This window comes from Proteiniclasticum sp. (assembly GCF_032054185.1).
Lineage (GTDB): Bacteria > Bacillota > Clostridia > Clostridiales > Clostridiaceae > Proteiniclasticum.
The window spans coordinates 64,150-78,583 of sequence record NZ_DAMBTF010000011.1 but is presented as its reverse complement, the minus strand read 5'-3'; the positions used below and the strand labels follow the sequence as shown (position 1 = coordinate 78,583).

11 protein-coding genes are annotated in these 14,434 nt (G+C 42.9%); all 11 read left to right on the top strand.

Annotated features, from left to right (window positions below; genetic code table 11):
- The first annotated feature begins 8 nt into the window (after positions 1-8).
- The 11 genes from frlD (at position 9) to RTX25_RS08070 (ending at position 14,433) form a co-directional block, all read left to right on the top strand.
- Positions 9-803 carry a fructoselysine 6-kinase gene (frlD, locus tag RTX25_RS08120; protein WP_312652564.1) on the top strand — a complete coding sequence of 265 codons (795 nt, stop codon included), beginning with the start codon at positions 9-11 and terminating at the stop codon, positions 801-803.
- 15 nt (positions 804-818) lie between these two features.
- Positions 819-1,643 (top strand): fructoselysine 3-epimerase, encoded by an 825-nt coding sequence (gene frlC / locus RTX25_RS08115; protein WP_312652563.1) that lies wholly within the window; start codon positions 819-821, stop codon positions 1,641-1,643.
- 2 nt (positions 1,644-1,645) lie between these two features.
- Complete coding sequence (locus RTX25_RS08110) at positions 1,646-2,509, top strand: amidohydrolase family protein (protein ID WP_312652561.1); 864 nt, start codon at positions 1,646-1,648, stop codon at positions 2,507-2,509.
- The gene (locus RTX25_RS08105) at positions 2,503-2,931 is read left to right on the top strand and encodes a secondary thiamine-phosphate synthase enzyme YjbQ (protein ID WP_312652559.1); all 429 of its coding nucleotides are present in this window, start codon (positions 2,503-2,505) and stop codon (positions 2,929-2,931) included. Before RTX25_RS08110 ends, RTX25_RS08105 begins: the two co-directional genes overlap by 7 nt.
- 54 nt (positions 2,932-2,985) lie before the next feature.
- Positions 2,986-3,819: a sugar phosphate isomerase/epimerase family protein gene (locus RTX25_RS08100; RefSeq protein WP_397428532.1), complete on the top strand. Its 834-nt coding sequence runs from the start codon at positions 2,986-2,988 to the stop codon at positions 3,817-3,819.
- 562 nt (positions 3,820-4,381) lie between these two features.
- On the top strand, positions 4,382-4,510 hold the full coding sequence (locus RTX25_RS08095; RefSeq protein ID WP_312652555.1) for a zinc ribbon domain-containing protein: 129 nt from the start codon (positions 4,382-4,384) through the stop codon (positions 4,508-4,510).
- A 279-nt stretch (positions 4,511-4,789) separates the two neighbouring features.
- Positions 4,790-6,451 (top strand): RNA-binding domain-containing protein, encoded by a 1,662-nt coding sequence (locus tag RTX25_RS08090; protein ID WP_312652553.1) that lies wholly within the window; start codon positions 4,790-4,792, stop codon positions 6,449-6,451.
- Between the two features lie 224 nt (positions 6,452-6,675).
- Positions 6,676-7,719, top strand: coding sequence for a Wadjet anti-phage system protein JetD domain-containing protein (locus RTX25_RS08085; protein ID WP_312652551.1), 1,044 nt, complete (start codon positions 6,676-6,678; stop codon positions 7,717-7,719).
- A complete protein-coding gene (locus RTX25_RS08080; protein ID WP_312652549.1) occupies positions 7,712-9,331 on the top strand; it encodes a hypothetical protein in 1,620 nt (539 codons plus the stop codon). Before RTX25_RS08085 ends, RTX25_RS08080 begins: the two co-directional genes overlap by 8 nt.
- The gene (locus RTX25_RS08075) at positions 9,318-10,031 is read left to right on the top strand and encodes a DUF6063 family protein (protein WP_312652546.1); all 714 of its coding nucleotides are present in this window, start codon (positions 9,318-9,320) and stop codon (positions 10,029-10,031) included. Before RTX25_RS08080 ends, RTX25_RS08075 begins: the two co-directional genes overlap by 14 nt.
- Positions 10,015-14,433, top strand: coding sequence for a hypothetical protein (locus tag RTX25_RS08070; protein ID WP_312652544.1), 4,419 nt, complete (start codon positions 10,015-10,017; stop codon positions 14,431-14,433). Before RTX25_RS08075 ends, RTX25_RS08070 begins: the two co-directional genes overlap by 17 nt.
- Position 14,434: the final 1 nt, after the last annotated feature.

Genomic DNA, 14,434 nt, shown 5'->3' with positions numbered 1-14,434 from the left:
AGAGAATTATGAGAGCGGCTATGATTGGAGACAACTGCATTGATTACTATGAAAGAATAGGACGGTGGTATCCCACAGGAAATGTTGTGGATACCGGAGTGAATATGAAAAAGCTTGGACTGGATGTGTCTCTTATCAGTACAACAGGTACGGATGAGAACGGACAGCTGATGGCTAGCACATTACGCGATCTTGGTATTGATCTTTCCCACCTTACGGTGCAAGAAGGTGCTACTGCTGTAACCTTTATGGATCTTGTTGATGGGGAGAGAATCCATGGTGATTATGTTGAGGGTGTACTGGAGCATATGGCGTTTTCCGAAGAAGATATCCGATTTGCCGCAGAGCATGATCTCATTCACAGTGCATTATGGGGGAAGGCTGATCAGGTTCTTGGAGAGATTCGAAAAAGAAGTCGAGGCGTCATCAGCTTTGACTATGCGGACAGACTAGAAGATCCAGTAGTTCTGCGTACGGCGTCCTATGTTGATTACGGGTTCTTCTCCTATCATTTTGGACGGGATCAATTCATTGAGGATTTTCTTAAGGATATGGTCACCCGTGGGATGAAACATGCAGTCGCTACCCTGGGTGAGAAGGGAAGCCTGGTATTCGACGGAAAGAAGTATTATGAATATGGTGTTTTTCCTTGCGAGGTCGTCAACACGATAGGAGCAGGAGATAGCTTCATTGCGGGGTACCTGCATGGAGTGCTCAATGGATTATCCATAGAAAAATGTCAGGAGACGGGTGCAAAACTTGCTTCTGAAGTTATCGGTGTTTTTGGTCCCTGGAAAATATAAGGAGGAGAGTAGGAAATGAAAATCGGGTTATTTACTAGTGGTTATCAGAGAAATCCATTGGAGCACGCTTTCATAGATGCGAAGAGATTCGGGTATGATTATATTGAGCTTTGGGGAGGAAGACCACATGCCTTTGCTCCTGATCTGAAAAATGGAGACATCAGTTACATCAGATCTTTGATGGAAAAGTATGAAGTGCAGATTCTTGGGTATACGCCAGAACATAATGCCTATCCTTATAACTTCATGATCGGCTCTGAAGCCATGAGGAGAGACTGTGTTGAATATTTGAAGATGTGCATGGATATGGGGAAGGAGATGGGTGCAGAGTTTACAATGATCAGTCCTGCCCATGCGGGGTATGGAGCAAGATATGATGAGATATGGTCTAGGCTGACCACAACGGTTAGGGAGCTTGCAGACTATGCGGAAAAAATCCAGCATACCATCGTAGTTGAAGCTCTGACCCCTTATGAGACAAATGTAGTGAAGAGTGCCAATGATCTGGCTCGTCTTTTCGATCTTGTAGAATCGCCCTACATAGTGGGGATGTGTGATATTGTACCCCCATTTGTACAGGGAGAAAGCATCATGGCCTATTTCGACCTGCTCAAGGATAAGATGAGCCATATGCATATCATTGATGGAAAGAACGGAGAGGATACACATTATCTTCCTGGGGAAGGGGATATTCCGCTTAAAGAACTCCTTATGGAGATACAATCATGCGGCTATAAGGGTTCGGCGACAATTGAGCTGGTGACAAACTATATCAATGAACCAAGACTCTATGCAAAGAGAGCCATAGACAACTTAAGAGCTGCAATGGAGGTGAGATAAGGATGTTTATAGACATGCACGTCCATCCCGATTTTTACGAGCCGATAAGTGGAGACGAGAGCACTCAGAATCTGAGACATGAATCTCTGAACATACATCTCAATGGAACTGCACCTTTGGAGCATATCTTTAACCAGATGGCTTGTGCTGATCTGGACAGACTTTGTCTTCTTGCCTCCGACTACAGCAGTTCTCACGGTCGTTCTGTGGTGAGCAATGAAGAAGTGGCTTCTCTTGTAAAGCAGTCAGAAGGAAAGTTCATCGGATTTGCCTGTGTGGATCCAATGCGAGAAGATGCGGAAGAGGTGCTTCGATATGCCTTCGAGAAGCTTGAACTAAGAGGGCTTAAGCTTAACCTCAGCCGTCTGAAGCTTTATCCAATGGATAAGCGTCTTCAACCCTTGTATAAAATCTGCCTTGAGTATAATAAACCGATCATTTTCCACAGCGGACTTTCTATGGAGCATGATACGGAGATGAAGTTTTCAAGGCCCCTCGAGTTTGAACCGGTTGCACAGTCCTATCCGAATCTCAGAATCTGTCTTGCACATTTTGGATGGCCATGGGTTCAGGATACAGCAGCTATGATGCTGAAATACAGAAATGTGTATACTGATACTGCACTATTGTACTTTGACAGCGCACGTGAATTCTATCAGCGTGTTTTCACCCATGATCTGGCAATCACTTGGATTGATCGAAGTTTAAGACACCAGATTATGTTTGGCAGCAACAATCCGAGATTTGAGCAGATCAGAATGGCAAAAGCTCTAGGAGAGCTGGGGTTACGAGAGTCTACTCTTGAACTCATCAGATCTGAGAATGCACTGGTATTTCTGGGGGATAAGGAGGAAGCGGTATGGTAGAACATTCTTTCATTCATCTGCAGACTGAAAAATATAATGAATGGATCTTGATTACAAAAGAACTTAAGAAGATCTTGAGTAAGTCTGAGATCCAAAATGGAATCATGTATGTGATTTCAAGACATACCACCACAGGAGTGACGGTGAATGAGGCTCTGGAATGTCTGGAGAGCGACCTGCATGACATGCTGGAGAGACTGATCCCCGAAGATCACCCTTATGCACATGCCAGAATGCTGTCTGCATACGGATCCACTGCGGGGAATCCCACTGGTCATCTAAAAAGCCATCTGACAGGCAATCACTGTGTACTGCCAATTATTGCTGGAAGCATCTCCAAGGGGGATGCCCAGGAAATCTATTTCTGTGAATTTGATGGACCTGCTTCGAGAAATATCACTGTAACCATTATTGGAGAGTAGATGCATTTTGGCAGGACTGATTTCTAGAAAATTATGCTAAGAGAGGTGAACCAATTGGAGAAAATTGCAGTGCTTAGTGTACAGTTCGTGCAATACAGCTTTGAATATTTTATTGAATCTATGGAAAAGTGTGGGGTGAAGAATATTGAGTTTTGGGGAGCGCTTCCTCACTACTGCAGGTTAAACTACAAAAGTAGTGAGGAAGCACATGAGAGTCTAAAATCAATTAGAAAAAAGCTTGAGGAAAAAGGGATGAAAGTGATCATGTATACACCTGAGACACTAGCCTATCCCTATAGCTTCTCACATCCAGAAGAAAGTGTTCGAAATCGTACAATCCGTTACTTTGAGGATGCCTTTCTGGATGCATTGATTCTAGGTACGAATAGAGTGTTTATCAATTCTGGATGTGGATTAAGAAATCTGGATTGGGATACCTCCTGGAAGAATACCGTGAGTACAATAAGAAAAATCTGCGCTGAAGCGCAGAAGTATGATGTGGAGCTTGTGCTGGAGCAGCTGCAGCCGTATGAAAGCAATCTTGTCTGTACACTTGCGGACATTGAAAGAATGCTTGAAGATGTGGGTTATGAAAACCTCAAAGTATGCCTTGATGTAGTTGCTATGGAAGTATCTGGTGATACAATAGATGATTTCTTTAAGGCTCTGGGAAACCGGATTGTACATATTCATCTTGCTGACAGCAATCATCAGATCTTAGGAGAAGGTGAGTATCCGGTGGGGGAATACCTTCTTGATATAACAAAGAATAAGTTTGAAGGATATATATCACTGGAAATCAATGATTCCATCTACTGGTTGAATCCTCATGACTCCATCTGGAAGTCTATGTATTTTCTAGATGCCTATAAAAGAAAAATTCACTAAAAATGCATCATAAATATCATGGCAATGAAATTAAAGCTGCCTATCCAACTGGGGCATACAATTATGTACTTTGAAGGAAGTAGCTGATGGTCTGAAAGAAAGACTTCTAAGTATTTTCAGATTAGATGCTGATGGAAATAGACCAGTCAATGGCGGAAATCAAATATATCGTGAAGAATCTTATTTTAAAGATCTTGTGCTCTTTTACAAATATTTTCACGGTTGTGATGGATATGGTCTGGGGGCCAGCCATCAGACAGGCTAGCTGCACTTGTTGCTGATCTGATAAAGAATAGAGACTAGATGAAAGTCCTGGATCACATGTTAGTCATGTGGTTCAGGACTTTTATGGTACGCCATATGAACGAAATATTTAAACTCTATCTGATATTAGGGTAGTATAACCTTACATCCTGAACGGTTTTGTATTTACTGTCATGGCGGGGCTTTTGGCACATACGGTATATGGCCAACTGGCCAACGACAAGAGTTATATTTGTTTCTTGAAAGTAGACAAGTTGATGGATTCTGGCTTGTTTGAGTGGGTGAGGGAGAGGAATACTTGAAAAAGATTCGGCAAGATAAAGCGATTTACAACTGCCACTGTGGATTCAAAACCCACAGAGACATTCTCGGTGCGATGAACATCATCACTGCACCTGTGACAGGTGGTTACAGACTGTCAGCCTAAGCTGCTATATGCACTGGCTTAGGACGGGCTGATGACAAAGCCCTTAGCTTGGAGTCATACTCCTCTACTGGAAACAGACTGAGGTTTAATCATCCAAGAACCCCCTTGCTTTAGCTATGGGGAGTGTCAATCTGACGAAGTATAAATATTGTTGAGCACGGCCATTAAGATAATAGAATTCATTTTAAATAGATAATAACACTCATAAACACTCGCGAGTGTTTATGAGTGTTGTGAAATAACGCGCGGAGTGTTAAAATGTGTTTAGGAGGTGTTTGCATGAGAATTATACCGATAAAGGAGTCTCTAACGGTTGAATTTAAAAGTGATATAAAGAGACTTGGTGATAGTGAGTTGATTGATTCTATAATAGGTATAGCGAATACTAAGGGCGGTGTCCTATATCTTGGAGTTGAGGATGATGGAAGTGTTACAGGTATACATAGTCAACATAATGATGAGATTGGGCTAATGGCATTGATTGCCAATAGAACTGTTCCATCAGTTTCAGTTCGTTGTGAGATAATAAAAGAAGAGAATAAAGAAGTAATGAGAATCGAGATTCCAATGAGTCGAGCAATTATTGCTACATCAGAGGGTAAAATACAGAGAAGAAGATTAAAATTAGATGGTACCCCAGAGAATGTACCTATGTATCCATTCGACATTAACAGTAGATTATCCGAACTAGGATTGTTAGATTTTTCTGCTCTAGCATTAACTAGTGCAGATATCACAGATTTGGATCCGAATGAGCGTCTGCGCCTACGAAGTATCATTTCCATGAGAAAGGGTGATAAGACTCTTTTAACGCTGAGTGATGAAGAATTGGATAAAGCTTTAAGATTGGTAAAAGAAGAAAATGGAGTACTTTTTCCGACTATAACAGGAATGCTTCTTATTGGCAAAGAAGATCGTCTAAATGAACTGATTCCTACCGCAAAGTCGAGTTTTCAGGTTCTTGAAGGCACGCAAGTCCGCATAAATGAACAATTTTCTAAGCCTTTACTCGCTACATTCGAATTATTCGAAACGTATATGAAAGCATGGAATCCTGAAAGAGAAATGGAATTCGGTTTATTTCGCATCCCAATTCCAGAGTTTTCAGAAGCAGCGTTCCGTGAAGGGCTAGTTAATGCATTTTGTCATAGGGATTATTCAATTTTACAAATGGTGCGGTTAGCGGTTGAAGATGAAGGGCTAACAATCAGTAGTCCTGGAGGTTTTATTGAAGGCGTTAACTTAAATAATTTACTAACTGTAGAGCCTCATGGCAGAAATCAGGCTCTGGCTGATGCATTGAAGAGAATTGGTTTGGCAGAAAGAACTGGAAGAGGGATAGATCGTATTTTTGAAGGTTCCATTGTTTTTGGAAGACCACTACCTGACTATTCTGAGTCGAGTGATAGGGTAGTGAAGTTATTTATTCCTCGAGCTGAACCAGATATGGCTTTTACCAAAATGATTTCGAACGAAGAAAATAAAACTGGTCGTACGTTACCTATTAATTCACTAATGGTGCTATCTGCATTAAGAGTGCAAAGAAGATTGAATATACATGAATTGGCGGAATTGCTCCACATAAGTGAGATTAGAACAAACGCAACTATTCAACAGTTAGTAGAAAGAGGTTTGATAGAAATTTCAGGAAGCGGGAAATCAAGGGCTTATATCTTAAGTTCAAGGGTTTATCGTGATCAGGATAATTCAGTTGGATATGTCAGACAAACCGGAATTGACAGCTTAAAGTTTGAGGAGCTCATAATCAAACTGGCAAAACACCAAGGTGGATCTGTTACAAGGGACAATGTAAAAGAGCTGCTTAATTTAAGCGATAATCAGGCATATCGTATCCTGAGAAAGCTTGCGGATAGAGATCAATTATATCTTATTGGGAAAGGAAGAAATGCGCGATATGAATTGGTCAAGAAACATGATTAAGCATCTTGGTGAAACACTCGTGAGTATTTATTGTGGGATGTCTTGACTTGACTCACCTTCATAAGAATCTACCCTAAGTATGCCAATAGAATAGATTAATGATGCTCAGTATGAAAAATGCTGAGCTTTTTTCATGTAATCCGACGACAATATTCACTGATTTTAATGGATTGCAATAATATTCTGATATAATAAGAGTATTGAAAATCTTTCTGGAGGCCCATATGAATCTGAAGTTATATATAGAGAAGCATACGAAGAAAACCGTTGAACTGAATGATCTACTCAGCAATTATCCTGAGAGTTATGAAGCTGCCGCTTCTGACATCAGTCTTTTAGTAGGAGAAGGAGCACTTATCCCTGTGAAAGCTTCAGGAATGAACGGACGAAGACCTTTACTCTACAACAGGTATAAGATCGTCAGTCAAGAGAAGGATTATACTCAAGTATTCACGAAGGTTAAGCTTCTCCATGCCCGCTTTGATCATCAGTATTATCTGACTCATCCCGAGCAGTACCTTGTTAATGCAGAAGACATAGAGGCGCTCAGCGATTTTCTCTGGAAGAGATCTCATGAGCTAAAGGCACCCATGTCCATCAATGAACGTTCTTTCTCCATATTCGGTAAGGAGAAACTTCTGAAATTCATAGAGCATCAGTTTTCCACATACTTCAGAATGAAGGAATTTACACTAGAGGATCTTCATACCTACCCTACACCGGAACCTTTCTTTGAATACATCCATCCTGAATTAGAAAAGGGAGAAATCCTCATTATAGAGAATAAGGATACCTGGTATACTCTTCGTAAAATCATGAGAGAAGAGGATAAACCGGTCCTCTTTGGCATTCCTTTCAAAGTGCTCCTCTATGGAGAAGGAAAGAAGATTACCAGACAGTCGGGCAGACTTCGGGAGTATATCGAAGAAATTCTTGGAGAGGAGAAAGCCGATTTCTACTATTTCGGAGACCTTGATTATGAAGGTATCTCTATCTACCAGGAAGCAAAAATGAAAAACCCGGAAGTTCACATTAAACTTCTCGTTGACGCCTATGAGGCGATGCTCGAAGTTCATCCCATGACAGAATATCCGACAACCCGAGATTACAGAGCACCAAGGGCAGACCTTGTAAGCTTTCTGTCTCATTTTAAGACAGATCATCAGGAGAAAATAGTGCGTATTCTGGAGAAGGGGCAGTATATCCCTCAGGAAATTCTGAACCATCAGATCCTTGGATCCAGAATGAAAGGACAAAACCATGTATGAATTCCTTGAAGGCTTCCATCAGAGAATGCAGCTCATCGGTGTGGTGGATGCACTGATCAATCGAAGAAACAAGAAGCAGGAACTGGAAAATCCCATTGGAGATAAAGAGTTTGAGAACCTCATCTTTTCTGTCCTTGTATTCATCATGGATAAGACACTTACCGAGGAAGAGGAGTGTACCCTAAAAACCATATCCGCATTTGTTGAAAAGATATTGGAAGACTACTATATTTATCCTGATGCAAAGGAAATGGCATTGCCCATCACAGAGTACATCATAAAGACTGTGCTGCAGTTTGATGGAAAGAACACCTACTATCCGGTGATGAACTATGAAACACGCGAGTGGGTACAGCTGAGAATCAAACTCCTCAATGAAAAAGTGGAAGACAGGCCCCAAGGGTATGTCAGCATCTACTCGCTGACCGATCAGGGGTACGATTTTCTCTTCCGTACCAAAGAAGTGGACAATGAACTGAGCTTCTCTGTGGAAGAGTTCAAGCTGAGAGAACTCATCAGAAGAAAGAACTACAAGAAGGCGCTTTCCCAGAGCAACAATCTTGTTCAGATGGTGCGTCAGAAGAAAAGAGATCTTGAACAGTTCATACAGGCGGCCAGAGGAAACATCCATGATCTGGACCTGACTAAGTTTGACGAGCTCATCTCGAGCATCTACAAGCTTCTTCAGGAAGAGTATAAAGCCCTGGGAGAGATCCAGAACATGGTGAGAATGTCAGAGGGAAGAATAAGAGAAGATTACGAGAAACACGGCGAACTCACGGAAGACCTGAAAAAAGCGCAGACGGAAATGAAAAGAATCATCGAGAACCTCTCCACAGCGAGAAAAGAGCAGTCCAGTCTCATCAACAGCCGTGAGGGGTCCTACAAGATCTTAAAGTCCACTCTGGAAGAGAGCTTCCAGTTCACGACTCAGAAACGGTATGACTTCGAACAGGAGATCCTTCTCCCCATGGAAAAGATCACTGAAGAAGGCGTAAAGAATCTCTGGAAACTCTTCACGCCGCTCTTTCATGTGGAGCCCTACAGGTATCTCCCCATAAGCCTTTTCTACAAAGCCCAGGGGAAACTGTCGGAAGAAGAATCCACAGAAGGAGAGGGAATCCTTGTGGATGAAGTCAAAGAAGATGTGGAAAAAGAGAAGAACGAGAAAATCAACGGTATCTATCTCAGGATTCTCACATCCATTGTGGAAGAAGCGGGGAAAAGAGAGGGAAGCATTGACTTCAAGACTCTTTGCAGTGAGCTTAAGAATAACTCCGAGGAGTTTAACGCCCTCATGCAGCAGAATCTTCTCTTCATCACCATGCTGAAGCTCTACGAAATGGAGACCTTAGATGTCAGAGCTTTCAGGGAGTCCGATAGGCAGTTCCTTGGTAACAGCACAGGAGAATTCAATGTGGATGCTCTTCTTCATCAGCTCATCTACAGGGGTTCACGATTTGAATCCGTGGATCATCTGATATTCAGCAAAATCGAGCAGGACAGTTTTGAGATCGTCGTTGAAGAGAGAAGCGATACGCTTCTCTTTCGAAAAACCGTAGAAGTAGACAATATCAGCATTAAGGTGGTGAATGAAAATGGAACACATTAGAACAGCTTCTGCACTGCTTAAGGTGCTCATGGAGGAAGGAAAGCTTACCAGAACCTCCCATAAGGATCTGTTTATGTCCTATATCAGTGAGATGAAAGTGGAAGAGATCCTGGATACCATGACAGAGGAGCTGGACGCTGAGGTCCTTAGAGTCAACAATGTCCTATACCTCCTTCCCTCTCAGGAGAACGAGCTTCTGGGGTTTCGTCACAGAGATACGAGAGAATGGTTCGGAGGCAATGCACGCCAGACTGATGCGTTCCTTGCCTACTACATTACCGCCGTGATCCTCAATCTTTTCTTCGGCGGGAAAAACAGAGATCCCAAGCAGAGGGAATTTCTTTCCCTCCTTCATGTGGTGGAGGAGATGGATAGAAGAACCGGGGAAGTGCTCAGCAGGAAGGAAGCGGCCAAGGAGATGGACCAGAAAGTGAGCATGAACTTCGAAATCTGCGCCGAGGTCTGGGACATAAAGAAGGGGCATGAGGAAGGAAGCAGAATCACGACGAAAATGGGCTTTCTTCTAAGAGTCGCGAGGCTTCTTCAGCAGGAGGGACTCCTTCGGATCTCGGAAGATGAGAAGGAAATCCGGACAACAGAAAAGCTTGACGATCTTATGATTCACTATTACCTCAAAGAGGACCGGGTCCAGGAGATCCAGAAGATACTAAGGGAGGAAGACCATGCCGAAGATCAGTAGAATCCGTATCATAAACTTCTCCTATAACGGAGACAAGAGACTGATTCTTGATGAACTGTTCAATCTTCATCAGGGAGAAGATGCCCTCATCAGTCTTAAGAACGGTGGCGGAAAAAGCGTACTTGTTCAGGCGCTGATGCAGCCGATCTTGCCGAATCTTATGCTGCAGAAAAGAAAAATGAGCGATTTCTTTGTGAAAAAGAAGCAGCCTGCATACATTCTTGTGGAGTGGAAACTGGACGGAGACGGTGGGTATCTGCTCACAGGCATTGCCATGATGAGCAAGGAAAATACCTTCCAGGACATTGAGGAAGGGAATCACGCAGTCAAGTACTTCACTTTCACTACAAGTTACAGGCTTAATGATGCCATGGATATCCGGCATATTGAGCTTACAACCAAAGACAAGAACAGAGTGCTGGTTAAAGGTTTCGGGGAAGCCCAGAAGCTGATTCAGGATGCGCGGAAAACACGCAGCGGAAGTGTCGCCTACTTCAGCGAATACGACAGAAGAGCTTATCAGAAGCATCTGGAGAGCTACAATATCCATCCTGACGAATGGAAGACCGTGCTTCTGCCCATAAACTCCGAAGAAGGCGGACTCATCAAGATCTTTGAGAAATGCAGAACCCCAAGACTTCTTCTGAGAGACTGGATTCTTAATACAGTGAATAAAGTGATTTTTGATGATCAGGATGAATCCCAGAGTCTTCCTGAGATGATGGGTAACCTCGCCCAGTCCATGATCGAGAATGAATCCTTCATCCTGGAAAGGGATCTTCTCAAAGGTTTTTCCGGAAGGCTTAAGCTGCTTAGTGATACAGTATGCAGAGCTGCAGGCACTCAGTCAGAGAAGCTGGAAAAGGAGAAGGAACTACGCGCCCTAGAGCAGTTTCTTCATGTGGAGCTAACAAGGCTTGAAGAAAGAACGCGATCTCTGGAGGAGGAACTGGAAGAGAAGAAGAAGGAACTCTACAGGATCGATCAGGAGAGAGTGTCTGAGGAGTTCTACATCGCCGAAGAAAACTACGAGAAGAGCAGACAGAAAGTGGAAGAACTGAAAGCTGAGCTTGAAGCATCCGAAGAAAAACTGAGAAACGTTCGGTATGACATTCAGGTCATGGATGCCAGAATGGTTTATGAGGAGATGTTGAAGCTTCAGTCAGAGATTGCCGGTATTGAAACTGAGCTCAAGAGACTGAAGGAGCCATCAGAAGACCAGGAGATGATGGAAAGAATTGCCTATTCGCTGAAAGTTTCACTGGAAGCGAAGGCTCAGGAGCTTTTCAGTAAAATTGAAGAGCTTAGAGATAAGCTTGATAGTCTCCAGGAAAGAAGAGAAGAGATCAGGAAAGAGGAAGCCTCATTAAGAAGCAGGGAGAAGGAAAACATCAGTGTAATCAGTGAGCATCATTCTTTTATCAGCGCCTTTGAAAGAGACGAGAATGAGCTTTCCGAACGGTTCCAAGTCAGTATTCAGAGAAACCTCATGAAGGGACTGGATACGAAAACGGCGGACGCTTTGACCAATTCCATCCGGAAAGAGGTAGAAAATGTAGCGTTGGGACTGGAAAGTGTTGAGCGGAAGAAGCTGCAGGCCATTGAGGAAGAGGAAACAGTTCTTGGGGAATTCCCGAAGGTGGAAGTCAGAAAAAGGGAAACTGAAAACAGCCTGAAAAGTCTTGCAGGAGAGCTGAGAGAGTTTGAGATGAAGGAAGAAGAAGTTCTTAAGTGTCTCAACCGTTATGACATCAGTTCCACCAAGAGATTTCAGAAGGAGTATCTCCTATCAGTGCTTAAAGAACTTACGGTAACAGCAGAGGAGAAGCTGGACGCGGCCAAAGAGGAAGTGAGAAGCCTTGAAAAGAGGAAGTCTGCCATGGAGAACGGCATTCTTCATGTGTCCAAGGAATTCTTCGATCACCTGATGGATATGGGGATTGAGTTTGACACAGGAGAAAACTATCTGCAGAAGCACAGCATGGAGATTAGGAAGACTTTGCTGAGGTCAGTTCCGCTTCTTCCCTATGCCTTTCTTCTGACAGAAGAAGGGCTTGAAAAGCTGAAGAACAATCTTCCTGAACACCCGATGCTTACGCCGGTACCGGTGCTCACTTATGGAAGCCTAGAAGGTAATGCAGAAGAAGACACAGCATTTGTTTTCATCGGTCCGGGGAAAATGATTGTTTCAAAACCTGATGAGAAGCTCTTTGAAAGCGACGGGCTTGAAAGCTATAAGGCTGAGCTTGTCAAAAAGCTGAGAGAGGAAGAAGAAAGTAGAAAACACTATGAAGCATACCTGAAAGAGCTGAGAGAAAACGAAAACCTGATTCAGAACTTCCACTATACAGAAACCTACTTCAAAGAAGCCAAGGATAAGGAGAAGAAGTATCTTAATGAGATCTCGGATCTGAAGGACAGATCAGATGTTCTCCAGAGAAGAAGAACTGAGATCAGGGTTCTTAAGACGGTACTGGAAAAAGAGAAGGAAGAGAAGAAAAGAGAGCTGAACGAAATTGAGAGAAAGCTCCGGAAGCTGGAAGCACACCTGGCAGAGAATGCGGAATATGAGCAGCATCTACAGAGAAAAGAAAACCTTGAGAAAGAACAGGAAAATCTGGAGCGGAGACTGAAAAGTTTAAAATCTGAAGAAGATGAAATTACAGTCTTTACTGGCAATATGTATAAAGAGATCTGGAGTCTGGATGCAGAGCATAAAACTGTTTCCAGAGAGAAAGATCAGTTTGCCCATGCAAAAGAGAAGGCTCTTGAAGAAGGCAGCATCGAGGAGCTTAAAGCCAAGCACAGCAAGTATCAGGAAAAGATTGGCGGCAACATCAACCGTCTGGAGAAAGAGTTTTCAGATAAGGCAGGTGATCTGAAGACAAAAGAGAAGAAGCTTTTAAGTACTGGAGTATCCGAAGGAGACTATAAAGCTCTTGTCTATCTTGAGTCTGAAGCGGAAAGAATGAGAAGTGTAAGGAAACAGCTGGAGACCGATGTGAAAAATAGAGCTGAAATTTCCAAGGATGCAGAAGTTGAGGCTGGAAGGCTTTTAGGGATCTGTGAGGCAAAGAAGGAAGACCTGAAATACAAAGGAATTGTTCTGCTTCCAAAAGAAGAGATCCATGGAAAGTATAAGGAAAGATCCTCTGAGTGCAGAGCTTCCATGAAAAAAATGGAGGATCAGAAGAAGTCTCTTGAGAAATCCTTGAGAAGCTGTACAGACATTCGGGATAAAATTCAGGAAAGACTGAGAGACAGTAAGATCAAAGTCAGCATCATGATCTGGCCTGAAGATAGAAATGTTGAGAGCGGATTCAAAGAGGTGTCGGAGGAGCTGCAGTCTCTGTCAAAGAAACTGTCAGAGGAAAAGACGGAAATTCAGCAGATCTACTATAAGCTGAAAGAAGACTATAAGGAAAAGCATCAGCATCTCTCAAGCATTCTCTATACTGTGGAGAAGATGTATGATTCGGCTGAAAGGGATCCAGATAATTACTACTATCTGTACGAGTATATGGAGAATCAGCTGGATGTTCTGGACAAACTGATCAAGGTTCAGGAAACACGTCTTGAAAACATGGAAAAGTTCTTTAATGATACGGTTGTGCAGAGCTATGCTCTGGCAAAAGAAATCTATGACCATGTGAACAGAGTGGCGGATGACTCCAGTATTCAGCTGGATGGCAAGAATAGAAAAGTGAAGATGATTGAGATTATACTACGGGAGCTGGAACCTGAAGAGAAGGGCATGGAAGCCATGAAGCAGTATATCAGGGAATGTGCCAGCGATGTAAAAGAGCAGCTAAAGACAGGGAAGACAAAGAAAGATCTGAAGGATCTCATTTCAAAGTTCATGTCCAGTGAGGAGCTTCTTAACGTAATCTCTGATCTATCGGATCTTCGTATCAAAGCATATAAAGTGGATATCAATGCCCAGAACAGCAAAGCTAAGGATTGGGAGAAGGTCATGCGAGAAAACTCCGGGGGAGAGCGATTTGTCTCTTTCTTTGCAGTAATGATTGCGCTCATGTCCTATGCTAGAAATAGTCGCAAGGGTACAGAGGACTATAACAGAAAGAACAAGGATTCAAAAGTTCTCCTTATGGATAATCCATTTGGTCCGATTTCATCAGACCATCTGCTCAAACCTCTCTTTGATATTGCCAAGAAGTACAACACTCAGCTCATATGCCTGACGGATCTCAAGCAGAACTCCATCATGAATCAGTTTAAGGTCATCTTCATGATGAAGATCGTTCCGAATACTTCGGGGACAATGGAGTATCTAAAAGTGGAAGAGAGTACATATGCGGGCGAAGTGGATTCGGCAGAGGAAAATCTGGAAATGCTTCACTATCATCAGGAAGTGGAGCAGATGAGTCTGTTGGGTGACTGAT

What these genes read in the sequence shown, in the direction of transcription:
- RTX25_RS08110 (WP_312652561.1), top strand. Translation starts at nt 1,646, where the DNA reads ATGTTTATAGACATGCACGTCCATCCCGATTTTTACGAGCCGATAAGT.
- RTX25_RS08075 (WP_312652546.1), top strand. Translation starts at nt 9,318, where the DNA reads ATGGAACACATTAGAACAGCTTCTGCACTGCTTAAGGTGCTCATGGAG.
- RTX25_RS08080 (WP_312652549.1), top strand. Translation starts at nt 7,712, where the DNA reads ATGTATGAATTCCTTGAAGGCTTCCATCAGAGAATGCAGCTCATCGGT.
- frlC (WP_312652563.1), top strand. Translation starts at nt 819, where the DNA reads ATGAAAATCGGGTTATTTACTAGTGGTTATCAGAGAAATCCATTGGAG.
- frlD (WP_312652564.1), top strand. Translation starts at nt 9, where the DNA reads ATGAGAGCGGCTATGATTGGAGACAACTGCATTGATTACTATGAAAGA.
- RTX25_RS08070 (WP_312652544.1), top strand. Translation starts at nt 10,015, where the DNA reads ATGCCGAAGATCAGTAGAATCCGTATCATAAACTTCTCCTATAACGGA.
- RTX25_RS08085 (WP_312652551.1), top strand. Translation starts at nt 6,676, where the DNA reads ATGAATCTGAAGTTATATATAGAGAAGCATACGAAGAAAACCGTTGAA.
- RTX25_RS08090 (WP_312652553.1), top strand. Translation starts at nt 4,790, where the DNA reads ATGAGAATTATACCGATAAAGGAGTCTCTAACGGTTGAATTTAAAAGT.
- RTX25_RS08105 (WP_312652559.1), top strand. Translation starts at nt 2,503, where the DNA reads ATGGTAGAACATTCTTTCATTCATCTGCAGACTGAAAAATATAATGAA.